Origin of the sequence: Actinoplanes sp. NPDC089786, assembly GCF_040684855.1 — a bacterium.
Classification (GTDB): Bacteria; Actinomycetota; Actinomycetes; order Mycobacteriales; family Micromonosporaceae; genus Actinoplanes.
Map to the genome: position 1 here is coordinate 138954 of NZ_JBFBGU010000016.1, position 24185 is coordinate 163138.

Consider the following 24185-nt stretch of genomic DNA (forward strand, 5'->3'; position numbering starts at 1 on the left):
GAAGTCGTCGGCTCGACCGAGGTGGTCATGGATTCGATGCGGGCCGCGGCGGCGATGTTCCCGGTGACGCCGCGATCGGCGCCGACAACACCGCCGCGATCTGGCGGCGGCCGTCGGCGATGGCGGCCAGGTGGTGCTCGACGGCGGCCAGCTCGGACTGCCGGCCGTCCCGCGAGGTCTTCGCCAGGCGGTCCCGGTCGGCGATCCGCTCCTGCGTCTGCCGGGTCACGGTCTCCAGATGCCTGCGGTACGCGACGATGATCTCCGGCCTGGTCTCGCGGATCGCGTCGTCGACGGCCGCGGTGAGGTCGTTGCGGGCCCGGTGCAGCGTCTGGGTGACCATGGTCGTCAACGTCCGGCGGCCCTCCTGCGCGCTGATCGTCCGCACCGACATCCACAGCGCCCCGCCGCCCAGTCCCAGCACGAGCGGGATCATCAGCGGGTTGGCGATGCCGATGGTCAGGCTCCGGGCCAGGCCGGAGATCTGCTGCACGAGGGTGGCGTTCTTCTGCGTCAGCGGCCCGGACGGTGACGGCGCGGGTGGCAGCGCGGCGCGTACCCGCAGCGCGGGCACGAAGGTCATGACGACGTCGGCCTGCTCCTCGTCCAGCCGGAGGCCGGCCACCGCGGCGATCGCCGAGCGGATGCGCTGTCCCTGCTCCTCGGCCAGGGCGATCAGCTCGCTGTCGAGCCGGGCCACGTACCGGCGGGCGACCTGCTCCTGATGCCCGTTGTTCTCCCGGGCCAGGTCGGCCTCCCACCGTGCCTGGAGCTCGGTGATCGCGGTGTCGATCTCGTTCGCCAGGACGCGGCGGACCCGGCCGAGGTCGCGTTCCAGGTCGGCCTGCGCGCGTTCCCGGGTGACGGTCAGGGCCCGCAGCTTCTCGCGGTCGGCGTCGTTCGCACCGGCCGCCGCGGCCGGATCGCTCAGCACGACGAGGCGCTCGCCGACGCGCTCGGCCACCTTGCCGAGCGCCAGGTCGAGGTCGGTCATCAGGGCCCGGGTCCGCTGCTGCCGCCGCTGATCCAACGCCCGCAGCAGGGTCTCGGCCAGCGCCGGAAGGTTCCCGGCCGCCTCCAGCGCATCGCGCTGCTCCGCCGGCAGGCGCTCGGCGGCCGCCGCCAGGGCGGCCGAGACCGGCACGATCGGCACGTCGGACAGGCGTGGCGCGTGCCGGTCCAGCAACCGCCGGTCCTCGTCGAGGGTCTCCCGCCAGCGCGGGAACCGGTCGGTCTTGGTCAGCGCGAGGACGACGGCGTCGGCGCCGGCCGCGACGTCGGTGAGGAAGGCCAGTTCGGGCGCGGTGAGGATCTGCCCGGCGTCACAGACGAAGAGCAGGACGCCGGCGTCGCCGGCCGCCAGACGGGAGACCTGCGCGTGCGCCGCGACCAGGCCGCCGATGCCCGGTGTGTCGACGATGGGTACGCCGGGCAGATGACGGCCGGCCGCGGCGACGACCGCCCCGACCACGATCGCCTCCAGCCGTTCCGCACGCAGGAACGCGTCGGCCGTCCGGTCGTCCACCGCCCGCGCCGCCGCCTGCGCCGAGACCTCGCGGACGGAGCCGTCGGACAGCACGATCTCGGCCCGGCCGACCGGCAGCCGCTCGGACGGCGCGACGACGCGCAGGAACGCGGCGGTGGTGACCTCGACGCCGACGGGTGACAGCCCGTCGTGGCCCAGCAGCCCGTTGACCAGGCTGCTCTTGCCGCGTTTGACCTCACCGACGACCACGACCGACGGTGGGTTGAGCGGGCGGCCGGCCAGCGTGGTGAGAACACTCGCCGCGCCGCGGTCGTGCTTCGCGAGCAGCCGGAAGCCACTGAGGTAGGCGGGGGCGACCTCCGCGGGCAGGCGGATGCGGTCACCGGCCGGGCTCACGGGGCGACCACCTCGAACGACTGGGTGAGACGCTGCCAGACGGCCTGTTTCATCCCGGCGACCTGAGTTCCGGCGTGCGCCGGGTTCGGCTTCAGCGCGACGGCCGTACGGACGACTTCGGCGTGGAAGACGACATCGCTCATCGGCCGGCCATGGTCGGAGCCGACCGGCACGACGATGAAGGAACCGTGGACCGCGGCGCGCGGGATGGCGACCTGGACGACGCACCGCCGGTCGTGGTCGACGAACCGGTACCCGCACGGCCGGTCCATGAACCGGCCGCCGAACATCTCCGCGACGGTCCGCCGCAGCCAGCCGTACACCTCGTCGGCGTGGCCGTACACCCGCCGGTCGAGGCGGGTGTCGTCCCGGGCCGGGCCGGGCCGCGGCGGCGGGTCGCCGGCCACCTCGACCGCGTCCAGGCAGGCGGCGAAGGCGGTCACCGGATCCGCTTTCGGCCGCCGGTCGGGACGCGCCGACTTCACCAGGTCGAGGGACACCAGGACGGCGCCGTCGGGACGGACCGTGACACCGGCGAACGACAAGGTCGCGGCCGACTCGGACAGGCAGCACCGCCACGCCGCGGTCGCCGAGCGGATCTCCTGCTCGACGATCAGCCGGGCGCCGTCGCCGGCGAGCGCCAGCTCACGCGCCCACGCCGCGGGGTCCCGCGCCGGGCCGGGCGTGACGAACCGGGCCTGCATGCTGCCGAACAGCTCGCCGGGCGCGGCGTACAGGCGTTGCACCAGCTTCTCCCGCACGCTCTCGAAGCCGGGTGGCACCAGCAACCATCCGGGCCGGCCGGCGTCGCCGGAGGTCAGGCCGAGCGGGTCGGCCGCGACCGTAAGGGCGCCGTCGGTCAGCGCCACCAGGTGATCGCGCAACCCGGTCCCGGTGACGAGCGCCGGTGACCCGCCGTAGACGAGGTGGCCGTGCGGGACCCGGCACAGCAATGACAGCGCCTCGGCCCCGCCGGCGCCGGAGCGGACCAGCGCGGCGTGCCGCAGGCCGGGCGGGCGCGGCGTTTCCACCGCGTCGACCGGCCCCTTCATCACGTGCCGGGCGAACAGCAGCGGGTCGTTGTCGAACACCTGCCACTGCCCCTGGTCGGGCCAGAACTCGATCGCCGCCCGGACCCGCCCCCGCGGGTAGCGGGCGGTGAGGACGGCCCGGCCGTCGCCGGTCAGCGCCTCGCCCCTGATCCGGGCGAAGGCCGCCGCCACCACGCCGGAGCGCAGGCGCAGCCGGGGCGCCAGCGGGGTCAGCGACCGTGAGGGCGCCGGCCCGCGCGGCGGGGGTCTCGGCGCGGGGCGCGACAGGGCGGTGCTGTCCAGGGCGCCGAGCGGGGTCACCGTCTTGGGGTCGTCCTCGTACGGCTCGGCCGGCCGGTCCAGCACCGCGGCCAGCCTCGACTGGACCTGCGGGACGTGACTGGTGCCGCCGGTGAGATAGAGCGCCGCGACGTCGCCACGCTCCAGCCCCGCATCCGCCAGCGCGGCCGTGAGCAGCCCGGCGACCTGGTCGACCTCGCCGGCGATCAGGGCGCTCAGATCGCTCGCGGTCACCATGAGCACGTCCTGCAGCCCGGCCGCGGCGATCGCCACGGGTGCCACGGTCGCGCCGTCCGACAGGGTGTGCTTCGCGCCCCGGATCAGTTCCCGCAGCGTCAGCACCGCGGCCAGGTTGGCCGGGTCGGCGAGGGCGGCAAGCAGGTCGTCGCGGCCGCGCGCCCGCAACTGCTCGTCCACCCAGGCGCGCATCCGCGAGTCGAACAGGTTCCCGCCGACCCGGGCGCCACGCTCGGCCAGCACCGTCCAGCGCGCCCGGCCGGGCTCGTCGGCCCGCAGGAGCGCGACGTCCGTCGTACCCCCGCCCAGGTCACACACCGCGACCACCGACCCGGCCGGCAGCGGACGCCCGCGCCGGAGCACATAGCGGGTCGCGGCCGCGACCGGCTCCGGCACCAGCGTGACCTGCGCCGGGTCCGCGACGATCCGGGCCCGGCGCGCGGCCTCGACCAGGACGTCGGTCAGCGTCGCCGACCACGCGGCCGGGTGGGTCAGGAACAGCCGGGCCGGCGGGGTGGGACCGGCCAGCTCCTGACCGCGCCGCAAAACCATGGTGAGCACCGCGGCGATCAGGTCGGCCACCTGCACGTCGTGGTCGCCCAGCCAGGTCTGACCGCCGCCGACCTCGTGCAGCAGCGCCTTGGGACTGGGCTCGAAGCCTTCCGGGTGCACCATCGCCCAGGACACCGCCTCGGCGCCCGCCTTGAGCTCTCCCGCCGGGGTCATCAGCACCGCGGAGGTCACCTGGTCGGCCGCCGAGGACAGCCGGACCACCTGGGCCGGCGCAGCACCCGACCGGTAGGCGGCAGCCGTGTTCGACGTGCCGAAATCGACGCCGAGATCCCACTCCGAAACCACCCGCACCCCCACTCGTTCTCAGGTCTGATGCCCCGGGCCCGGACAATGTTCCCGGGAACATCGCGACGATCCGGGCACTCCAACGTTCATGAGCGACCACGTGACCAACGACGACTGGCCCGAACCGGAAGCGCACATCACCATCGAGACGACCGGCGCCGACCCGCAGGTGTTCGACCTGGGTCCCGCCGTCCTCGACGCGATCCCGGGCGGCGGCCCCGACACCGCCGTCCAGCAGGATGAGGACCTCGTCATCCTGGCCGCCGACGTGGACGGCGACGGCCGGGCCGACAAGGTCATCGGTTACGACGCCACCACCGGTGAGCAGGCCTTCGACGCCGAACGTGACGACACCGCGGCCGGCGGGTGGCGGCCCGCGGCCGAACCCGGCGCCGAGCCGGCGCCGGTCGAGATCCCCCCGCGGTTCCGCGACATCCAGCCTCAGGGCACCGATTTGGTCGCCACGGCCCTGGCCTACACCAACCGGGCGGTCGCCGAGTCGGCGGCCGGCCTCTGGACCACCGCCTACCCGGGTGAGCCCTGGCCGACCGACGACACGGGAGCGCCGCACCGGCCGGAAACGCTGCTGCACTACATCGCCGGGGACGACAAGCTGCCGCAGGCGGTCTCCGAGGCCGCCGACGAGGCGGTGACGGACTACGAGAAGGCCATCGGCCACGCGATCTGAGGCCCGGCCGGCACGAGGAGGAGCTGGGCCGGTCCGACCCAGACTGGCCCAGCTCGCACGCCGCGCACATGGCCCGGGCCGCCGGACTGAGCCAGTCGTAGAGGTGGTCAGGTCGTGGAGACGGTCAGGGAGTGCTGACGGTGAACTGGCCGGCCCGGACCGAACCGCCCAGGGCCTGGGTGGCGTGGTTGAACAGGCCGAATCGGTAGCCCATGAAGAACCGCCAGTCGTTGGTCAGCGGGAAGGCCGGCCCCAGCGTGGTGAACGTGCTCCCGTTCGTGCTGTAGGAGAAGGTGGCGGTGCGGCCGGAGCCCGGCCGGATGTCGGCGCTGACCCGCAACCAGATCGGCCCGCCGCCGACCGTGGCGCCGGCTCGTTCGGCGCCGGTCCCGGTGGTGGACCAGCCGTTGGCAGACATGGTCAGCCCGTCGGTCATCGAGACCCGGGTGACGCCGTTGTCCTTGCGGAGGCCGATCCACGCCGAGGAGTCGCGCAGCATGGCCAGGCCGGCCCGGTCCCCGTTGGCCATGGCCGAGTGGTCGAGCTGCACCGTGGCGGTCGAGGACGGGCCTTGGATGCGACGGGTCAGGGTGTTGCGCGCGGCGTAGAGATCGTTGGTGACGGTGGCGGTCGACAGGGTCAGCCCGTTGTTCACGCTGAACTTCGTCGTGTCGGGGTTGTGGTTCCACTCGTACTGCGGGCCGAGCGTGCCGCCGGGGAACGAGTCGGCGCCGGTCATCGGCGCCAGCGGGTGCCACGGCAGGTTCGGCCGGGCATAGCTGGCCCCCCAGCGGCCGTTGACGGTCTGCAGGACCGGCCACCCGTCGCCGCTCCAGGTGATCGGGGCGAGGGTGGGCATGCGCCCGCCCGGGTACGCGTCGGTGAAGGCCATGTACCACCAGTCGCCGTTCTGGGTCTGCACCAGCCCGCCCTGGTGCGGGACGCCGCCGCCGGTGATCGGACCGGGCAGGTCGAGCAGGACCTGCCGTTGCTCGTACGGGCCCCACGGGCTGGTCGACCGCAGCACGTACTGACCGTTGGCCGGGCGGGTCAGCCAGATGTAGTAGTAGTTGCCCCGCTTGTACATCCGCGCGCCTTCGAGCGTGCCGATGCTCGCCGGCGTCTGATAGACCGCCTGCGAGCGCACCTCCGCGGTCAGGTCGGGGGAGAGCTGGGCGACGCTGATGGTGCCGTTGCCGTACGCGACGTAGGGGGTGTCATTGTCGAAGAGCAGCCCGGCGTCGTAGTAACACTTGTTGATGCGGGCCTTCTTGCTCCAGCCGCTCCCGGCCGAGGCCGAGGTGTAGACGTAGGTGCGGTTGAACTCGGTGCAGCCCAGCCAGTAGTAGGTGTTGCGGGCCGGCCGGTAGTTGAACGCCGAGGCCCAGATGCCTTTGACGTACGCCCGCCCGCCGGTCAGGTCGTAGGCGCTCGAGTCGAAGTCGAGCCGGGGCACGGAGTGTCCGGCGTACTCCCAGTTCACCAGGTCGTAGGAGCGCAGGACCGGCGCGCCCGGCGAGTAGTGCATGGTCGACGCCGAGTAGTAGTAGACGTCACCGACCCGGATGATGTCGCCGTCGGCGAAGTCCTGCCACACCACCGGATTGCTGAACGTGGACGGTGCGGCCGGGGCCGCGCCGCCGATGACCAGGGCGAGCACCGCGGCGATCCAGAGCTTCACCGCGACCACCTCTGATTGGCGGCGGCGGTGCAGGTCCACAGCAGCACGGCGGTGCCGTTGGCGGTCAGGTTGCGGTCGACGTCCAGGCACAGCCCGGAGGCGGCGGCGCGGACGGTGCCGTCGGAGTTGATCGTCCACTGCTGATTGCTGCCGCCGTTGCAGTCCCAGAGCTGCGCCTTCGCGCCCGCGCCGGCGTTGAGCGGGGCGTCGAGGCACTTGCCGAGCGCCTGGATGGTCGGGCCGGTCACGGTCCAGCGCTGGTTGGCGCCGCCGTTGCAGTCCCAGATGACCGGCTGGGTGCCGTTCGCCGTCGCGCCGTCCGGCACGTCCAGGCAGCGCCCGGACGCGGCGCTGACCAGGGCGGCGCCGCTCGGCGGCGGGGTGGTGGCGCCGCCGCTGACCCGGTAGACGACGGTGCCGTGCCCCGGCACGCTCGCGGCGATGGCGCTGGTGCTGCCGCTGGTGGCGCCGGTCCACGCCTCGCGCAGGGTGAAGGAGTTGCCGCTCTTGCCCACCGCGGCCGCGGTGGTCGAGATCGTGGTGGCGCCGCTGCCCTGGTTGAACAGGGCGACCGCCACGTCGCCGTCGGCGAGCCGCTTGGCCAGCACCCGGCGGGTGCCGTCGTTCGACACCTGGGTCGCCTGCAACCCGAGGCTGTCCTGGTTGATCGCGATCAGGTCCTGGTTCTTCAGGATTGTCTGGGTGGCCGCGTTCATCGACCGGATGTCATTGCCGGCGATCAGTGGCGCGGCCAGCATCGCCCACAGCGCGAAGTGGCTGCGCATCTCGGTGTCGGTCATGCCGCCCCGGCCGACCTCCATCATGTCCGGGTCGTTGAACCCACCGGGGGCGGCGTAGCCGGCCAGCGGCACGGTCACGTTGACGATGTTCTGGATGCCCATCGGGTACCCGTTGGACTGGCCGGTGTCCCAGGCGTTGGTGATGTCCTCGGTGGTGCGCCACAGGTTGGCCACGTCGCCCCAGTCGCGCTGCGGGCCGGTCTTGGCGTGCACGCTGTTGGAGTTGATGCTGTAGACGATCGGCCGGCCGGTCGCCGCGAGCGCGTCACGCATCTTGGCGAAGGTCCGCACCTGGTCGTCGATGGTGCCGGTGGGGGAGCACCAGTCGTACTTCAGGTAGTCCACACCCCAGGCGGCGAACTGCCGGGCGTCCTGGGTCTCGTGGTTGAGGCTTCCGGTCGCGCCGGGGTAGCTGCCGAAGTACTGGGCGCAGGTGCGGTCCAGCGGGCCCTGGTAGATGCCGAACTTCAGGCCCTTGCCGTGCAGGTGGTCACCGAGCGCCTTCATCCCGCTCGGGAACCGGCCGGGATCGCCCTGCAGGTTCCCGGCCGAGTCGCGGTTCGGGTTGAACCAGCAGTCGTCCACGACCACGTACCGGTAACCCAGGTCCCGCATCCCGCTGCTGACGATCGCGTCGGCCATCTGCCGGATCAGGGTCTCGTTGATGTTGCAGCCGAAGGTGTTCCAGCTGTTCCAGCCCATCGGCGGGGTGCGGGCGACCCCGTTCTCGAGGGCGTGCGCGGCGGGGGCGCCGACGGCCGCGGGGATGCCCGAGAACAGCAGCACCCCCGCCGCGATGAGGGCCTTCCACGTCCGCACGGTCAGCTCCCTTGGCAGACGGGCGTCGCGGTGGGCGGGGCGCCGGTGCCCTGGAAGCCGAACTCGGTGGTGCCGCCGGCCGGGACCCGGCCGTTGTAGCCGACGTTGGTGAAGGTGCTGCCGGAGACGGTCGCGTTCCAGGCGTTGGTGATCGTGCCGCCGGAGGGCAGCGACACGCTGACCGTCCAGCCGGTGAGCGCGCTGCCGCCGGCGTTCACCCGCACGCTGGTGGTGTAGCCGCCGGTCCAGGCGTTCGGGGTGAGCGTCGCGGTGCAACCCGCGCCGGGCTCGGGCTCAGGCTCGGGCTCCGGGTCGGGGTCGGGGGTGGTGCCGCCGGCGTTCAGAGCGTTCAGGACCGAGGTGTACGCGGCCTTCTTGTTGCCGTTGCCGTCGAACAGCAGGGGGTTGTCGCTGCGCCAGGAGTCGCTGTCGCGGATGCCCCAGACCGTGATGCCGGTGCAGCGGGAGACGGCCAGGCAGGCGCGGGTCACGGTGGCGTAGATGTTCGCCTGGTTGCCGCCCTGCTGGACGTCGAGTTCGGTGATCTGGACGTCGACGCCGAGGTCGGCGAAGCGCTGGATGTTCTGCTGATAGGTGGAGTCGATCGTGGTGCCCAGGTGGGACTGCAGGCCGACGCAGTCGATCGGGACGCCGCGGGACTTGAAGTCGCGGACCATGTTGTAGATGCCGGTGCTCTTGGCGTTGATCCCGTCGGTGTTGTAGTCGTTGTAGCAGAGCTTGGCGTTCGGGTCGGCGGCCCGTGCGGCGCGGAACGCGGCTTCGATCCAGTCGTTGCCGGTGCGCTGCAGGTTGGAGTCGCGGCGGCCGCCGCTGCCGCCGTCGGCGAACGCCTCGTTGACGACGTCCCAGGCGTAGATCTTGCCGCGGTAGTGGGTGGCGACCTGGGTGACGTGGTTGATGGCCGCGTTGCGCAGGGCCGAGCCGGACATGCCCTGGGCCCAGCCGGGTTGCTGGGCGTGCCAGAGCAGGGCGTGCCCGCGGACCTTGGCGCCGATCGCCTGGCCCTGGGCCAGGATGCGGTCGCCGTTGGTGTAGGTGAACCGGCCCTGCTGGGGCTCGGTGGCGTCCCACTTCATCTCGTTCTCGGGGGTGACCGCGTTGAACTCGGTGGACAGGATGCGGGTGTAGGTCGAGTCGCCGAGCCGGCCGGCCGCGATGGCGGCGCCGTAGTAGCGACCGGTCTGTGCCGCCGAGGCGCCGAGCGTGGTGGCGGCCCAGGCATTGCCGGCGACGGCGATGCCGGCCGTGGCGACGGCCAGGGCGGCCGCCGCGGCCAGGAACTTGCGAGGCATGGGTGATCCTTTGGTCGTGGGCGCGAGGGACGTCGTTGGGAGCGCTCCCATCGAGAGTCACCAATGTTGCCAAGAAGTTTCCGGAAAGCACAACAAGGGCGCCGTCCGGCGCGGGCGCCGATCCGCTCGGCCGGATCGGCGCCATATCGCTCTGACCAGGGCTCCTGACCCGCGACGACCTCGGGCGGCAGGTCTCCGTAACGGTTTTTCAGGGGTGAATGTGGGAACGCCGATTACGGTTTCACGACCGGAGGGTGGGGCGGTAGACGACCTCCAGGGTGCCGCCGTCGAGCGTGCGGCTCTCCAGCAGTTCCAGGTCGAAGTCGTCCGCGCCGCCGAGGATCGGGCTGGTCCCGGTGCGGCCGGAGACCACCGGGAAGATCGTCACCTGCAGCCGGTCGACCAGCCCGGCGGCCATCAACGCCCAGTTCAGCGACAGGCTGGCCGGCGAGCGCAGCGGGACGTCCGACTCGGTCTTGAGGCGGGTGACGATGTCCACCGCGTCGCCGCTGACGATGGTTGCGTCCGGCCAGCCCAGCGTGTCGGTCAGCGTGGACGAGATCACCGTGGCCGGCGCGCGCATCGTCCGGACGTTCCACTCGTCCAGGGAGAGGGGATCGATGCCCGAGGTCATGATCTCGGCGGTCTCCCGGAAGGTGGTGGCGCCGAAGACCATCCGCGGCTCGGGATCGAACAGCGAGGCCCGGTGTGCGAGCAGTTCGGGACCCTGCTTGCTCCAGTAGCCGCCCCAGTCGGCGTCCTCGGTGTAGGAGCCGTATCCGTCGAGCGTGGAGAACACGTCCCAGGTGTAGACAGCAGTCATGTCAGTTCCCTTCCTTGTTTCTCGGTCACCCCTTCCACGAACCGGGGCGGCCCGATCCGACACGCGGTCACCCGGTTGATTGCCGCCAGCGCAGGTTGAGCTCGGCGGGCGTCGGCGCCGCGGCCGCGGGGGTGCTTCCGGTGCGGAGCCCGTCGAGCAGGATCGTCAGGTAGCGCTGCCGCAGCTGCGTGGTGCGCCCGGGATCGGGCACCCGGATCGCCGCGCACATCTCGAGCAGCATGGCCAGGTCGCCGCTGGTGGCGTCGGCGCGCATGGCGGGGTGGGCGCGCTGGAACAGGGCCTCGGCGAGTTCGCCCGCGCGTACGGCGTCGGCGTTCATCTCGTCGGTCGGGGTGAACGTGCCGGCCAGGTGCACGGTGAGGGAGTGGACGTCGGCGCTGACCACGCCGCGCAGGAAGGTCTCGAAGGCGGCCCATCCGTCCGGGTTCCCGGCGGCGTGCTCGGCCTCGGCGAGGTAGGTGCGCAGGCCGTCGTGGCAGAGGGTGCGCAGGAGGTCTTCCTTGCTCGGGTAGCGGCGGTAGAGGGCGCTGATGCCGACACCGGCGCGTTCGGCGACGGCCGAGATCGGGGCGCGGGGGTCGGCCAGGAAGACCTCGCGGGCGGCGGCCAGGATCGCCTCGTGGTTGCGGATCGCCTGCTGGGCACGGCCGGATGTCGGGCTGGGCATGGCGCCAGAATAGCCGAACGGAACGAAGTATTCCGCTCCGCGTCAGATGATGCTAGGCTGAATCTCGACCGGAACAGACCATTCCGTTCCGTACGCAGAGGAGTGTGTTGTGAGCGAGATCCGCCCGTTCCAGATCGCCATCCCGCAGGCCGAGCTCGATGACCTGCACGATCGACTGATGCGCACCCGCTGGACCCCGGAGATCCCCGGCCAGGGCTGGACCCGCGGCGTCCCCGTCGACTACCTGCGCGACCTCGCCACCTACTGGGCCGAGGGGTACGACTGGCGCGCCGCCGAGACCGCCCTCAACCGCCTGCCCCAGTTCGTCACCGAGGTCGACGGGCAGACCGTGCACTTCGCGCACCTCCGCTCGGCCGACCCGGCCGCGACACCGCTGCTGATCAGCCACGACTGGCCCGGCTCGTTCGCGCTCTACCTGCCGGTCGTCGAGGCGCTGCGCGAGCACTTCCACCTGGTCCTGGTCAGCAACCCGGGCGTCGCGTTCTCCGGCCCGCTCACCGACGCCGGCTGGAACACCACCCGGAGCGCGGCCGCCCTCAACGAGATCATGGCCCGGCTCGGCTACGACCGGTACGGCGTCCAGGGCACCGGCGGCGGCGCCGGGATCGCCGTCGAGATGGGCCGGCAGGCGCCCGACCGGGTGATCGGGATCCACGTCAACGGCCACCTCACCTTCCCGTCCGGCGTCCCCGCCGACTTCGACGGCCTCACCGGCGCCGAACAGGACCGGCTGCGCCGGCTCCAGGAGTTCCGCGACGACAGGATGGGCTTCAACGCCATCCAGTCGACCCGGCCGCAGACGCTCGCGTTCGGGCTGCACGACTCGCCGGTGGGTCAGCTCGCCTGGATCGTCGAGAAGTTCAAGGAATGGACCGACCCCTCCGCCGAGCTGCCCGACGACGCCGTCGACCGCGACCTGCTGCTGACCAACGTGAGCCTCTACTGGTTCACCGGCACCGCCGGCTCGTCGGCCAACCTCTACTGGGAGACCGCACACGACCCGGGCGCCTGGGCGCCGAAGGAGAAGTCGACGGTTCCGCTCGGCGTCGCGCTCGGCGTCACCGACATCACCGTCCGCCGTTTCGCCGAGCGGGACAACCCGGTCACCCACTGGACCGAACTGCCGGCCGGCGGCAACTTCCTGCCGGCGGAGCAGCCCGGCCTCTTCGCCGAGGACGTCACCGCCTTCTTCCGTACCCTCGCGTGACGAAGCGGTGCGCCGGCCGGCCGTGATGGGCGGGCCGCCGCGGTGGCACACGTTGCCGAATGTCGTCGCCGAGCGCGATCCGCGGGGAGCTCATCAGACGATGAACGGGATGCCGGTGAGGCGCTCGCTGTCACGCCACAGGGCGGCCCCGGTGGCCCGGTGGTCGGCGCCGCGGGGCAGGCGGGCCGGCCTGGGCGGGCCGGAGTCCTGCCGGCGCCCGGCCGGTCCGATGAAGGCGCCGCTCTCCACCGCGGGGCTGGTCGCGGCACAGAGCGAGGGCCAGGCCGCGCCCTCGGGTGAGCCCATCGCCAGCCGCCCGAGCAGCGGCATGAGCAGCCGGGCGGCCAGGCCCTGGGAGTGTTGCTGAAGGTTGGTCAGGGCCGCGCCCGGGTGCACGGCGACCGCGGTCATCGGGGTGCCGGCCAGCCGGCGCGCGAGTTCGACGGTGAACACGATGTTGGCCCGCTTCGATTTCGCGTAGGCGCCCATCGGCCGGTACTTCTGTTCGCTCATCAGGTCGGTCAGCTCGCCGGCTCTGCGACGCCGGCCTGGCTCACCCCGGCGTGCTGCGCTTCGTGGCCTGGTATCAGCTCGAGCGGGGCGAGCCGGCCGCCCGGCGGGCCTCGACCACCGCCGCGATGGCCGACAAGGTCGCGGCGATCGCTCAGGCCCAGAGCCGGGGCGTCGTCACCGACCACATCGCGGCGGGCGAGATCCTCGCGCTCGTGCTGGCCCTGGCCAACATGTGGCAGCTGCGCGAACCGGAATTCCTCGACCTGGTCGAGCCGGGCCGCCGCCGCGCCGCCGTGGTCGAAGCGGTCCGCCGCCTGACCGCCCCGCCGGGCACCTAGGCCTTGGAAGACGGCTCATCCGGTGGCCGGTTCGGGGCACTTGTCGACCGGCTGGACGGATATTGCGGTGGTCAGATCGTTCGTGACCTCGCCGGCCTTGGTCTTCAGCACCACGGTGCCCCGGGTGAGCCGCACGACGGCGCCGCAGGCGACCCCGGCGGGCGTGGTGACCCGCAACGCCGGCTTGGGCTTCTCCGGGCCGTTCCAGGTGGCGCCGACCGCGGCGAGCTGGCCGACGTCCGCCCGGCCCTTGATCAGGCTGAAGCCGATCAGGGCCGTGAGCAGCGCGCCGAGGCCGTTGCGCCAGGCCGTTGCCGCCTCCCGGACCCGCGGCAGCTCGGTACGCAGCAACCGGTCCCGGTGCTGGACCCGGCGCAGATCGTCGAGCGTCGCCGGGCCGGGTCCCGCTGCGATGCTGAACCGGCTCCCGGTGGCGTGGCCGGTTGCCGCTGGATCGTTCACCGCGGTACGGCCGAGATGGTCAACGTCCAGTAGGCGCCGCAGCCGGGCCGACCCTCCGGGCGGTGGGGGTGGTCGGCGTCGCAGGTGCACATCATGGATTCCAGATGCTCGAGCAGGGCCGGTCGGTGTTGTGGACCCAGTCGCTGCACCTTCGCGGTGACCTCACCGAGCTCGGCGAGCGCAGTCCCGAGCTGTTCGCGGCCCTCCAGCGGGCTCGTGACGAACTGGAGCGTTTCCCGGACGACCGCCGTTGATCACGACCGAGGTGGTTCAGGTGGTGGACAGCAGGCGGCTCAACCATGCGGTACGGGTACGGCGGGCGCCGGCCGAGATCGGGGCGGCCGGGAACAGGGCGTCGAAGCCGTGGAAGCCGCCGTCCCAGATGTGCAGTTCGGCGCGCCCGCCGGCGGCCCAGATCCGGTACGCGTGGGCGACGTCCTCGTCGCGGAAGACCTCGGCCGAGCCGGCGTCGATGTAGGCGGGCGGCAGATCGGAGAGGTCGGCGGCGAGCGCGGGTGACACATACACGGGAACGTCGCCCTCGATGCCGTCGAGCACGGACCGCCAGCCGAACTCGTTCATCGCGCGGGTCCAGACGCCCGGCTCGCCGGCGAACTGGCGGCTCGACGCGCTCCGGTTGCGGTGGTCGAGCATCGGCCCGATGAGCACCTGGCCGGCGATCGCCGGGCCGCCACGGTCACGGGCCATCAGGGTGATCCCGGCGGCGAGGCCGCCGCCCGCGCTGACGCCGGCCACGACGACGCGCCGCGGGTCGATGCCGAGCTCGGTCGCGTGCTCCAGCGTCCAGGTCAGGCCGAGATAGCAGTCGTCGACCAGGGCGGTGCCCCGCGCTTCGGGGGCCAGCCGGTAGTCCACCGAGACCACGACGGCGCCGAGGTCGCTCAGCCAGTCGAGCGGGATGTCCAGTTGCGAGTACCGGTTGCCCATGACCATGCCGCCGCCGTGGATCCAGTAGACGCACGGCGCCGAGGCGGCCGGCGCCGCGGGACGCAGGACGGTCAGCGGCATCGTGGTTGCCGGCGGACCGGCCGACCAGGAACACGACGCATTCCGGGTGCGACAGTGACGGCGCGGCCAGCAGCAGCCGGATCACCTCGTCGCTGTGACCCGGACCGGCTGTCATGGTGGCGTGGAATCCGTGCCCGACGATCATCTGATTCTCCTGGCTCGTGCGGCGTGGCGATCTGTGTGTGGTTCCACCATGACGCGCTGAACAGCCGAAACGTTAGATCGATCCTTCTTCGCTCTTGCACGATCCTGTCGCGCTCACTGCGGCGTACGGATCCCTGATCTTGATCGAAGTGGTTTGACACCGGGTTCCCGCCAGCTAACATCCGTCAATGCGTAGTCGCGTTCTGACGGTGCTTCTTCTTGTGCTCGCCCTTCTGATGCCGGCCTCGGTCGCGTCCGCCCGCGGTGTCGTGGCCGATCTGGCGACGCGGCTCGCCGCGATCCCCGGCATGACGGTCGTGTCGCGCACCGAACCCACCGGATACCAGTTCTTCGTGCTGACCTACCGTCAGCCGGCCGACCACCGGCACCCCGGCGGCGGCACCTACGAGCAGCGGCTCACCCTGCTGCACCGGGCCGACGACGCGCCCGTCGTGCTCGCCACCAGCGGTTACGGCCTGCCGGCCACGCCCGGGCCGTCGCGTACCGAGCCCACCACGCTCCTGAACGCCAACCAGGTCTCGGTGGAACATCGCTTCTTCAGCCCGTCGCGCCCCGCTCCGGCCGACTGGTCCGACCTGAACATCTGGCAGGAGGCCAGCGACGAGCACCGCATCGTCCAGGCCTTCAAGACCATCTACGCCGGCAAGTGGATCCAGACCGGTGGCAGCAAGGGCGGCATGACGTCGGTCTACCACCGGCGCTTCTATCCGAACGATGTGGACGGCGTGGTCGCCTACGTCGCCCCGAACGACCCGCTCAACGAGCTCGACGGCGCGTACGACCGGTTCTTCGCCACGGTCGGCGACCCGGCCTGCCGCAGCGCGCTGAACGGCGTACAGAAGGAAGCTCTGAAGCGCCGTGACCGGCTGGTGCCGATGCTGCGGGCGGATGCCGCGGCGAACGGCTGGACGTTCACCCGGACGCTGGGCACGGCCGACCGGTCGCTGGAGCTGACCGTGCTGGACACGGTGTGGGCGTTCTGGCAGTACCTGGGAACTTCGTCCTGTGCCGGCGTGCCGCCCGCCACGGCCACCGACCAGCAGCTGTACGACTGGATCGACGCGGTCGCGAGCTGGTCGTTCTACACCGACCAGGGCCTGGAGTACTACTGGCCGTACTACTACCAGGCGGCCACCCAGCTCGGCTGGGCCGACCTGCGCTTCGACCACCTGCGCGGGTTGCGCCGGTACCCCGGGCTCTACACGGCGAACTCGGCCCTGCCCCGAGAGCTGCGCAAGCCGCACAACCCGCTGCCGATGATCGATGTGGACCTGTGGGTGCGCACGCTCTCGCAGCGCATGATGTTCGTCTACGGCCAGAACGACCCGTGGAGCGCCGAGCGCTTCGCCCCCAGCCGGCGTGACTCCTATCTGTACGTCGCACCGGGCGCCAACCACGGCGCGAGGATCGCCGGGCTGAACCCGGCCGACAACGCGGCGGCGACGGCCACGCTGCGGCGCTGGGCCGGTGTCTCGACCGCGACCGCGGAGCTCCGCACCGTCCCGCTGCCGTTGGACGACATGCTCCCGACGCGCGGCGCCCGGAGGTAGCGCGAGGTAGTACGGCCGAGAAGCCGGCGGGTCCGTGACGGGCCCGCCGGCTTCTTCGTGCTCGCCATTCCAATCGCGACATTCCTCGGACTGACCCTTGCCACTGACTGTGACCCATGGCACAGTCAGTGGCACCCAGTGCCGTACATCGATGTATCGGCGGCACAGAGTGCTGGGTCAGGAGGGTTCGGACATGAGTCGAATGCTGCGGGTGGCGCTGGCAACCGCGTTGGTGGGCGCCACGATGGTCGTCGGGCCGGCGCCCGCCACGGCCACGGCGAGCGCCGTCCCGAGATGCGCCGAGCTGGCCGGGAAAGAGATCCCGTCCTCGGTGATCAGCCTGCCGACCCGCGGTGGCCGCGTCGAGTCGGCCGCCTTGGTGACCCAGGTCGTGAGTGGCCGGACCGTGGAGTACTGCGACGTGCGCGCGGCGCTCTTCCCGAAGGACCCGTCCGCTCCGGACATCCGGCTGCGGATCGGCCTGCCGGTCGGCTGGAACCGCGACACGATGATGTTCGGCGGCGGCGGATACAACGGCACCATCCCCGACATCGCCCAGAACGTGCCGTTCGGCCGCCCCGACCAGCCGACGCCCCTGGCTCGGGGATATGCGACGTACGCGAGCGACTCCGGACACCAGGCCGGTCCCGCGGCGTCGCTGGACGGGTCCTTCGGCCGCAACGGCGAGGCGCTCCGGAACTTCGCCGCCGGCGACGCGCTCAAGAAGACCCACGACGCCGCCCTGTACCTGGTCCGTCATGGCTACGGCGTACGTCCCGGCCGGGCGTACTTCGCGGGCGGCTCGACCGGCGGTCGTGAGGCTCTGGTCGTCGCGCAACGGTGGCCGGACGCCTTCGACGGCGTCATCTCGGCCTACCCGGCCTGGAACAACATGGCCGAGGCCCTGTATCTCGGGTACCTCGCGCAGGTGATGTCCCGTCCCGGCGCGTTCCCCGGGCCCGACAAGCAGACCCTCCTCTACAACAGCGTCATGGCGGCCTGCGACGGCCGGGACGGTGTCGAGGACAAGGTCATCTCGAATCTCGGCGGCTGCCACTTCGACCCCCGGGTGCTCCGCTGCCCCCGAGGCGCCGACACCGGGCCCACCTGCCTCTCCGACCCGCAGATCGCCTCGGTGACCGCCGCGTCCACCCCGTTCAGCTGGCCGTACCGGATCGCCAGCGGCGAGCGGTACTACCCCGGCTTCCCCTTCCTCTCCGGCGCCGACATGAGGACGCCGTATCTCGGGTTCGGCGTCACCGCACCCGCCAGCCCCATGCCACCCACGAGCGCGTACGGCTTCCAGTACTGGGACCAGTGGGTCAAGTACTTCCTGACCAGGGACCCCGGCTACAACTCCCTCGACGTCGACCCGCGGCGCCCCGGGAAGTGGCTTCCCCGGATCAGCTATCTCTCCACCATCCAGGACCGCAACAACGTGGACCTCCGTCCCTTCGCGCGTTCCGGCGGACGGCTGATCCTGATGCACGGTTCCGCGGACGAGCTCGTCTCCCATCGCTCCACCAACGACTACTACCGGCGCGTGCTCGCCAAGGTCGGCGCCCGGCCGACGAACGAATTCATGCGGTACTACCTCGCGCCGGGTGCGAATCACGCCAACTTCGGGGCGCCGGCGTTCGCCGCCACCTGGGACTCGCTGACCGCCCTGGAGCAGTGGGTGGAGGACGGGCGGCCGCCGGCCCGACCGGTGGTGCAGGACCCCAGGGACGGCCGGACCCGGCCGCTCTGCGAGTACCCGCGCTGGCCGAGATACCGCTCGGGCGATCCCGACCTCGCGCAGAGCTTCGTGTGTTCGCAGTGACCTCGACCGACAACCGGCCGGAAGGGGGCCGGGTGGCGGTACGCACGCGGGCGCTGACCAAGGTGTTCCGGGGCTTCCGCGCGGTCGACTCGGTGGACCTCGAGGTCCGCGAGGGCACCGTGCACGCGCTGGTCGGTCCCAACGGCGCGGGCAAGACCACCCTGTTCAACCTGCTGACCGGCTTCCTGTCACCGACGTCCGGGGCGATCACGGTGTTCGACGAGGACATCACCGGCCGGCCGCCCGAGCAGGTCGCGCGCCGGGGCGTGGCCAGGTCGTTCCAGATCACCAGCCTCTTCGAGACGCTGACCAGTCGCGAGCACGTGGAACTCGCACTTCAGGGCCACGGCAGCCAGGGGTTCCGGTTCTGGCGGTCGGAGAAGCTGCTGGGCCGGCACCGGGCCCGTGTGGACGAGCTGCTGTCCCAGGTGGGACTGATGTCGCTGGCGGACAAGCAGGTCGGACTGCTCGCGTACGGCCAGAAGCGCGCGCTGGAGCTGTCCCTGGTGCTGGCGCTGGACCCACCGGTGATGCTCCTCGACGAGCCGACGGCCGGGATGGGGATCGAGGACGTCGACCGCACCATCGAGCTGGTCCGCCGGATCGCGACCGGCCGCACCGTGGTGTTCGTCGACCACAACATGCATGTCGTCGGCAGCCTGGCCGACCGGGTGACGGTGCTGCAGCAGGGCAAGGTGCTGGCCGAGGGCCGCTACGACGAGGTCCGCGACGACGAACGGGTGATCACCGCGTACCTGGGCGAGGCCGGCCATGCTTGAGGTCACCGGTCTGAAGGCCTGGTACGGGCAGGCGCAGGCGTTGCACGGGGTGGACGTACGCGTGGGCGAGGGCGAGGTCGTCTCGCTGGCCGGGCGCAACGGGGCCGGGAAGACCACCCTGGTGCGCTGCCTGATCGGCCTGCACCGGCAGGTCGCCGGCACCGTCCGTCTGCACGGCCGGGACGTCACCGGCCTGCCCGCGCACCGGCGGGCCCGCGCCGGCATGGGCTGGGTGCAGGACGACCGCGGCATCTACGCCGGCCTGACGGTGGAGGAGAACCTGCTGCTCCCGCCCCGGGTCTCCGACCGGGCCTGGCCGCTGGACCGGGTCTACGAGGCGTTCCCCGTGCTCGCCGAGCGGCGCAAGGCGTCGGGCACCACGCTGTCCGGCGGGGAGCAGCAGATGCTGGCCATCGCCCGGGTGTTGCGGACCGGGGCCCGTCTGCTGCTCATGGATGAGCCCTCCGAGGGCCTGGCTCCGGTGGTGGTGGCCCGGATCGGGGAGATCATCCGCGAGATCAAGGCCGGCGGCGCCGGCGTGCTGCTCATCGAGCAGAACGTCAAGTTCGCGGCCACCGTCGCCGACCGGCACTACCTGCTCAGCCAGGGCCGGATCGTGGAGACCCTGGACAACTCCGAGTTCCGGCGGCGCGAGGGCGACCTCCTCAAACACCTCGGCATCTGACCACTGTGGAGAAAATCATGATGAGCAAGCGAATCTGGGCCGGCGCCCCGGCCATGACGGTCGTCCTGCTTCTCGGCGCCTGCGGTGGCGGAGGCCCCGGTGGGTCGGGTGGCGCCTTCTCGGGGGACAAGCTGGTGCTGGCGGTGCTCAACGACCAGTCCGGGGTCTACAAGGACGCGTCCGGGCCGAACTCCGTCAAGGCGGTCAAGATGGCCGTCGCCGACTACCAGAAGAAGTACGGCGACAAGGCGGTCGTCAAGAAGATCGAGGTGACCTCGACCGACCACCAGAACAAGCCGGACATCGCCAACACCAAGGCCTCGGAGCTGTACGAGCGCGGGGGAGCGGACGTCATCCTGGACGTGCCGACCTCGTCCGCCGCCCTGGCCGTCGCCAACCAGGCGAAGACCCACAAGAAACTGTTCCTCGACGTGAGCGCGGCGACCACCGCGCTGACCGGCGCCCAGTGCAACAAGTACACCTTCCAGTGGGCGTACAACACGTACCTGCTCGCCAACGGCACCGGCACGACGGTCACCCAGAGCGGCGGCAAGAAGTGGACGATCATCTTCCCCGACTACGAGTTCGGGCAGAACATGACCAAGTCCTTCACCGACGCGATCACGAAGGCGGGTGGCGCGGTTCAGGAGACCATCCCGACGCCGTTCCCGAACGAGAACTTCGCGACCTTCCTCACCAAGGCCGGCAGCAGCAATCCCGACGTGATCGGCACGATGCACGCCGGCGGTGACCTGATCAACCTGGTCAAGCAGTTCAACGAGTCGGGGCTGAAGGACAAGGGCGTCGAGCTGGCCGTCGGGCTGATGGTCATCAACGACATCCACTCGCTGGGCGTGGAGCAGTTCGCCGGCACGCTGTTCACCGACCCCTGGTACTGGAACATGGACGCCGAGGCACGCGCCTGGGCCGACCGGTTCCTGGCCGAGACCGGCAACCGCCCGAGCTTCGAGCACGCCGGCAACTACTCCGCGGCGCTGCAATACCTGGAGGCGGTCCAGGAGGCCGGCACCGACGACACCGACGCGGTGGTCGGGAAGCTCGAGGGCAAGAAGGTCAACGACGTGTTCCTGCGCAACGGCGAGATCCGCGCCAAGGACCACTCGGTCGTCCACGACGCCAACCTGGCCCGGGTCAAGAAGCCGGCCGACGTAAAGGAGCCCTGGGACTACGAGGAGATCGTGACCAAGATTCCGGCGGCCAAGGGGTTCCCGCCGGCCGAGGCGTCCGGCTGCTCGATGAAGCCATGAGCGCGGTTCTTCAGTACGTCGTACAGGGACTGGCGGCCGGCAGCTTCTACGCGCTGGCCGCCCTGGGACTGGCGGTCATCTTCGGGGTGCTGGGCGTGGTGAACTTCGCCCACGGCGCGTTCTACATGCTCGGCGCGGTCGCCACCGCCGTCCTGCTCGACACCCTCGGTCTCACGCTGTGGTGGTCGCTGCTGGTGGTGCCGGTGCTGATGTTCGTCTTCGGCGTCGTGGTGGAGCGGCTGCTCGTCCAATGGCTGCTCCGGCTCGACCCGCTCTACAACCTGCTGCTCACCTTCGGCCTCACCCTGGTCCTCGTCGAGCTGGTCAAGCAGCGGTACGGCGTCTCCGGGCTGCCGTACCAGCTTCCGGGCGGGCTCACCGGACGCGTCGACCTGGCCGGCGTGGTGCTGCCGCGCTACCAGCTGTTCGTCCTGCTGTTCTCGGTGGCGGTCTGTGTGCTCGTCTGGCTGATGATGACGCGGACCAGGGTCGGCATGATCGTCCGGGCCTCGACCGAGAAGCCCGAGCTTGCCCGGGCCCTGGGCATCAACGTGGGTCGCTGGGTGACGCCGGTCTTCGGCTTCGGCGTCGCGCTCGCCGGCCTGGCCGGGGTGCTCGCGGCGCCGTTCCGGGCGATCACCGCCGACATGGGCAACAACTTCGCCATCATCCTGTTCGCGGTCGTCGTCATCGGCGGGCTCGGGTCGATCCTCGGTGCGGTGGTCGCGGGCTTCCTGGTGGGCCTGGTCGAGGCCTTCGGGCAGGCGTACGCCCCGACGTTCGCCCAGATCCTCATCTTCGTCCTGATGGCCCTGATCATCCTGGTCCGGCCGGCCGGGCTGTTCGGACGTAAGGAGGCGACGGCATGACGCAGTCCGCGGTTACCGAGGCTCCGGTCACCGGTGCGGACGCGCCCCCCGCGGGACGCGACCCGAAGGTGCGGTGGATCCTGCTGGCCGCCGGCCTGGTGACCGCGCTGGCGCTGCCCTGGTTCGTCTACCCGCCGGTCGCGATGGACATCGTGGCGCTGGCGCTGTTCGCGATCGCCCTGGACATCCTGCTCGGCTACGCGGGCCTGCTCTCCTTCGGACACGCGGCGTTCTGGGGCAGCTCGGCCTACGTCGCCGGCCTGATCGCGACGCACTACGGCGTGCCGTTCCCGGTGGCGGTCGTCGGCGGCGCGGTGTTCGCGATGATTCTCGCCATTCCCATCGGGTACATGTCGGTGCGCCGGTCCGGGATCTACTTCGCGATGGTGACGCTCGCCTTCGCGCAGATGGTCTACTTCATCGGCTACCGGTGGAGCGACCTGACCGGTGGCGAGAACGGGCTGCAGGGCGTACCCCGCTCCTTTTTCGGCATCGAGCTGGTGGAGACCCAGTCGTTCTACTTCTACTACGCGGCCCTGCCGATCCTGCTGTTCGGCATGTGGGCGGCCTGGCGGATCGTGCACTCGCCGTTCGGCCGGGTCCTGGTGTCGATCCGCGACAACACCCAGCGGGCCCGGGCGCTCGGCTACGAGGTGGAGAAGTACAAGCTCATCGCCTTCGTGCTGTCGGCCGGGCTGACCGGCCTGGCCGGCGGGGTGTTCGCCATCAGCCACGGTTTCGTCGCGCTGACCGAGCTGCACTGGAGCACCTCGGGCGATGTTGTTCTGATGACGGTGCTGGGCGGCATCGGCACGCTGTGGGGCGGAATCGTGGGCGCGTTCCTGACCGTGATGCTGGCCGACTACCTCGCCTCGTCCGGTTTCCACGGCATCGACCTGGTCACCGGCGCGGTCTTCGTGCTGGTGGTGCTGCTGTTCCGCCGGGGCGTCTGGGGTACCGTGCGTCACCAGTGGCTGGCCCGGCGGCTGCGACGCAGGTCGTCGCGGCGCAGCCCGGACAGCGCGGACCCAGGAGAGGGCACCGGTCGGTGACATCGCGGAACATACTCGAGACCAAGTACCGGATCTCGGAGATCGCGATGGCCCTCTTCCTGAAGGAGGGGTACGCGAACGTCACGGTCGAAGCCGTCGCCGAAGCGTCCAGCGTGTCCCGCCGCACCGTCTTCCGGCACTTCCAGAGCAAGGACGAACTGGTCTTCCCGGACCACACCGAACACCTCGGGCTGGTCGAGCGCTGTCTGGCCGAGTCCGCCCCCGGCACCGACCCGGTGGACGCCGTCATCGCGGCCACCGAGGAGTCGCTGCGCGATTTCCTCAGCCGGCCCGAACTCGTCCTCCGGCGGTACAAGCTGACCCGCGTCGTGCCCGAGCTGCGGAAGCGGGAGGTCGTCGAACACGAACGGTACGTGGCGCTGACCCGGTCGTTCCTGCGTGATCGCCTCCCGCCCGACGCACCCTCGTTCCAGTCGATGGCCCTCGCCGCCCTGATCGACGCGATCCACCGCTCGGCGCTCGGCAATTGGGTCCGTGAGGGCGGCGCGACCGATCCCCTCGCCGAGCTGGCCGCGGGCATGGAATGGGTCCGCCGCCTGATGGTTCACCAGTCGGCCTTCTCGACCGCTCCGGTGCTTCTCGCGCTGCTCCCCGACACGCCGCAGACCCGCCGCGTCCTGACCTCCCTGAAGGACCAGGCGAAGGAACTCGACTAGCGGCGGACGGCCATGATGAGGCCGCTGCCGACCGGTAGTTCGGTGGTGACCAGGTCGTCGTGTCCGGTGAGGGTTCGCCGGATCTGGTCCAGGATCGCGTGGTGGGCGGGGTCGGGGTGGCGGTCTGGATCCATGTCGTCGACGAGCAGGCAGCCGTGGCCGTTGAGGGCGGCGATGGTGTGGTCCAGGCCGGTCCATTTGCCGGCCGGCGCGTCGGCGAAGATCAGGTCGAAGGTGCCCAGGTGCGGTAGCAGGGCCTCGGCGTCGCCGGTGCGGATGTCGAAGCCGTCGGGCAGGCCGGTCCGGCGTACGGCGTCAGCGAGTTCTTCGTTGTTGTCCACCGAGGTGACCCGTACGTCGCGGCGGATGCCGAGGCCGTGCGCGATCCAGGCCAGGCCGACGCCGGCGCCGGTGCCCAGCTCGAGAATGCGGCCGCCGACCGGCACCGCGGCGCTCAGCGTGGCGAGTAACCGGCCGGTGAGCGGTTCGCTGGAGCAGGCGAAGCCGGCGTCGTCGGCTCGGTCATGGGCGGCAGTCACCGCGGCGGGCAGCGGGATCACCGGCCCATTATGGTGCCGCGCGGGAACACCAACCGGGCGGGGGAGTACTTCTGTACCGAGGGGTACGA

Annotated in this window: 23 protein-coding genes; 12 read left to right on the forward strand and 11 right to left on the reverse strand. The window is 71.3% G+C overall.

Going from position 1 to position 24185, the window contains the following annotated elements; all coding sequences use genetic code 11:
* Positions 1–25 precede the first annotated feature (25 nt).
* Positions 26–1882 (reverse strand): dynamin family protein, encoded by a 1857-nt coding sequence (locus AB0O15_RS33650; RefSeq protein ID WP_364327068.1) that lies wholly within the window; start codon positions 1880–1882, stop codon positions 26–28.
* A complete protein-coding gene (locus AB0O15_RS33655) occupies positions 1879–4314 on the reverse strand; it encodes an Hsp70 family protein (RefSeq protein WP_364327071.1) in 2436 nt (811 codons plus the stop codon). The genes AB0O15_RS33650 and AB0O15_RS33655 overlap by 4 nt, the downstream gene beginning before the upstream one ends.
* Positions 4315–4396: 82 nt before the next feature.
* Between AB0O15_RS33655 and AB0O15_RS33660 the strand changes: the two genes are divergently transcribed.
* Positions 4397–4996 (forward strand): hypothetical protein, encoded by a 600-nt coding sequence (locus AB0O15_RS33660; RefSeq protein WP_364327074.1) that lies wholly within the window; start codon positions 4397–4399, stop codon positions 4994–4996.
* Between the two features lie 124 nt (positions 4997–5120).
* On the opposite strand, the gene AB0O15_RS33665 is transcribed toward AB0O15_RS33660, so the two are convergent.
* From AB0O15_RS33665 to AB0O15_RS33685, 5 genes are all read right to left on the reverse strand, one after another.
* The gene (locus AB0O15_RS33665) at positions 5121–6677 is read right to left on the reverse strand and encodes a glycoside hydrolase 43 family protein (protein ID WP_364327077.1); all 1557 of its coding nucleotides are present in this window, start codon (positions 6675–6677) and stop codon (positions 5121–5123) included.
* Complete coding sequence (locus AB0O15_RS33670) at positions 6674–8179, reverse strand: ricin-type beta-trefoil lectin domain protein (RefSeq protein WP_364327299.1); 1506 nt, start codon at positions 8177–8179, stop codon at positions 6674–6676. The genes AB0O15_RS33665 and AB0O15_RS33670 overlap by 4 nt, the downstream gene beginning before the upstream one ends.
* 119 nt (positions 8180–8298) lie before the next feature.
* Positions 8299–9609 carry an endo-1,4-beta-xylanase gene (locus tag AB0O15_RS33675; protein ID WP_364327080.1) on the reverse strand — a complete coding sequence of 437 codons (1311 nt, stop codon included), beginning with the start codon at positions 9607–9609 and terminating at the stop codon, positions 8299–8301.
* Positions 9610–9850: 241 nt separating this feature from the next.
* A complete protein-coding gene (locus AB0O15_RS33680) occupies positions 9851–10432 on the reverse strand; it encodes a dihydrofolate reductase family protein (protein WP_364327083.1) in 582 nt (193 codons plus the stop codon).
* Between the two features lie 67 nt (positions 10433–10499).
* Positions 10500–11120 carry a helix-turn-helix domain-containing protein gene (locus AB0O15_RS33685; protein ID WP_364327085.1) on the reverse strand — a complete coding sequence of 207 codons (621 nt, stop codon included), beginning with the start codon at positions 11118–11120 and terminating at the stop codon, positions 10500–10502.
* Between the two features lie 118 nt (positions 11121–11238).
* Here AB0O15_RS33685 and AB0O15_RS33690 point away from each other — a divergent pair, with 118 nt between their 5' ends.
* Positions 11239–12348, forward strand: a complete 1110-nt coding sequence (locus AB0O15_RS33690; RefSeq protein ID WP_364327301.1) for an epoxide hydrolase family protein — start codon at positions 11239–11241, stop codon at positions 12346–12348.
* A gap of 93 nt (positions 12349–12441) precedes the next feature.
* Here the strand turns inward: AB0O15_RS33690 and AB0O15_RS33695 are convergent, their stop codons facing one another.
* Positions 12442–12861, reverse strand: coding sequence for a hypothetical protein (locus tag AB0O15_RS33695; protein ID WP_364327088.1), 420 nt, complete (start codon positions 12859–12861; stop codon positions 12442–12444).
* Positions 12862–12923: 62 nt separating this feature from the next.
* Here AB0O15_RS33695 and AB0O15_RS33700 point away from each other — a divergent pair, with 62 nt between their 5' ends.
* Complete coding sequence (locus AB0O15_RS33700) at positions 12924–13199, forward strand: hypothetical protein (RefSeq protein WP_364327090.1); 276 nt, start codon at positions 12924–12926, stop codon at positions 13197–13199.
* Positions 13200–13214: 15 nt separating this feature from the next.
* Here the strand turns inward: AB0O15_RS33700 and AB0O15_RS33705 are convergent, their stop codons facing one another.
* Positions 13215–13661: a hypothetical protein gene (locus AB0O15_RS33705; protein WP_364327093.1), complete on the reverse strand. Its 447-nt coding sequence runs from the start codon at positions 13659–13661 to the stop codon at positions 13215–13217.
* Positions 13662–13765: 104 nt separating this feature from the next.
* Here AB0O15_RS33705 and AB0O15_RS33710 point away from each other — a divergent pair, with 104 nt between their 5' ends.
* Positions 13766–13915 carry a hypothetical protein gene (locus tag AB0O15_RS33710; protein WP_364327096.1) on the forward strand — a complete coding sequence of 50 codons (150 nt, stop codon included), beginning with the start codon at positions 13766–13768 and terminating at the stop codon, positions 13913–13915.
* Between the two features lie 16 nt (positions 13916–13931).
* On the opposite strand, the gene AB0O15_RS33715 is transcribed toward AB0O15_RS33710, so the two are convergent.
* Entirely contained in the window at positions 13932–14690 is a 759-nt protein-coding gene (locus AB0O15_RS33715) for an alpha/beta hydrolase (protein ID WP_364327099.1), read from the reverse strand.
* Between the two features lie 332 nt (positions 14691–15022).
* Between AB0O15_RS33715 and AB0O15_RS33720 the strand changes: the two genes are divergently transcribed.
* From AB0O15_RS33720 to AB0O15_RS33755, 8 genes are all read left to right on the forward strand, one after another.
* Positions 15023–16405, forward strand: coding sequence for a S28 family serine protease (locus AB0O15_RS33720; RefSeq protein WP_364327102.1), 1383 nt, complete (start codon positions 15023–15025; stop codon positions 16403–16405).
* A gap of 193 nt (positions 16406–16598) precedes the next feature.
* Positions 16599–18227, forward strand: a complete 1629-nt coding sequence (locus tag AB0O15_RS33725) for a tannase/feruloyl esterase family alpha/beta hydrolase (protein WP_364327104.1) — start codon at positions 16599–16601, stop codon at positions 18225–18227.
* A 32-nt stretch (positions 18228–18259) separates the two neighbouring features.
* On the forward strand, positions 18260–19006 hold the full coding sequence (locus tag AB0O15_RS33730; RefSeq protein WP_364327107.1) for an ABC transporter ATP-binding protein: 747 nt from the start codon (positions 18260–18262) through the stop codon (positions 19004–19006).
* A complete protein-coding gene (locus AB0O15_RS33735) occupies positions 18999–19691 on the forward strand; it encodes an ABC transporter ATP-binding protein (protein ID WP_364327110.1) in 693 nt (230 codons plus the stop codon). Before AB0O15_RS33730 ends, AB0O15_RS33735 begins: the two co-directional genes overlap by 8 nt.
* A 17-nt stretch (positions 19692–19708) precedes the next feature.
* A complete protein-coding gene (locus AB0O15_RS33740; protein ID WP_364327113.1) occupies positions 19709–20959 on the forward strand; it encodes an ABC transporter substrate-binding protein in 1251 nt (416 codons plus the stop codon).
* Positions 20956–21828, forward strand: coding sequence for a branched-chain amino acid ABC transporter permease (locus AB0O15_RS33745; RefSeq protein WP_364327116.1), 873 nt, complete (start codon positions 20956–20958; stop codon positions 21826–21828). Before AB0O15_RS33740 ends, AB0O15_RS33745 begins: the two co-directional genes overlap by 4 nt.
* The gene (locus AB0O15_RS33750) at positions 21825–22880 is read left to right on the forward strand and encodes a branched-chain amino acid ABC transporter permease (protein ID WP_364327119.1); all 1056 of its coding nucleotides are present in this window, start codon (positions 21825–21827) and stop codon (positions 22878–22880) included. Before AB0O15_RS33745 ends, AB0O15_RS33750 begins: the two co-directional genes overlap by 4 nt.
* Positions 22877–23557, forward strand: a complete 681-nt coding sequence (locus tag AB0O15_RS33755; RefSeq protein ID WP_364327121.1) for a helix-turn-helix domain-containing protein — start codon at positions 22877–22879, stop codon at positions 23555–23557. Before AB0O15_RS33750 ends, AB0O15_RS33755 begins: the two co-directional genes overlap by 4 nt.
* On the opposite strand, the gene AB0O15_RS33760 is transcribed toward AB0O15_RS33755, so the two are convergent.
* Complete coding sequence (locus tag AB0O15_RS33760; protein ID WP_364327124.1) at positions 23554–24117, reverse strand: class I SAM-dependent methyltransferase; 564 nt, start codon at positions 24115–24117, stop codon at positions 23554–23556. The two genes, AB0O15_RS33755 and AB0O15_RS33760, sit on opposite strands and share 4 nt — an antisense overlap.
* Positions 24118–24185: the final 68 nt, after the last annotated feature.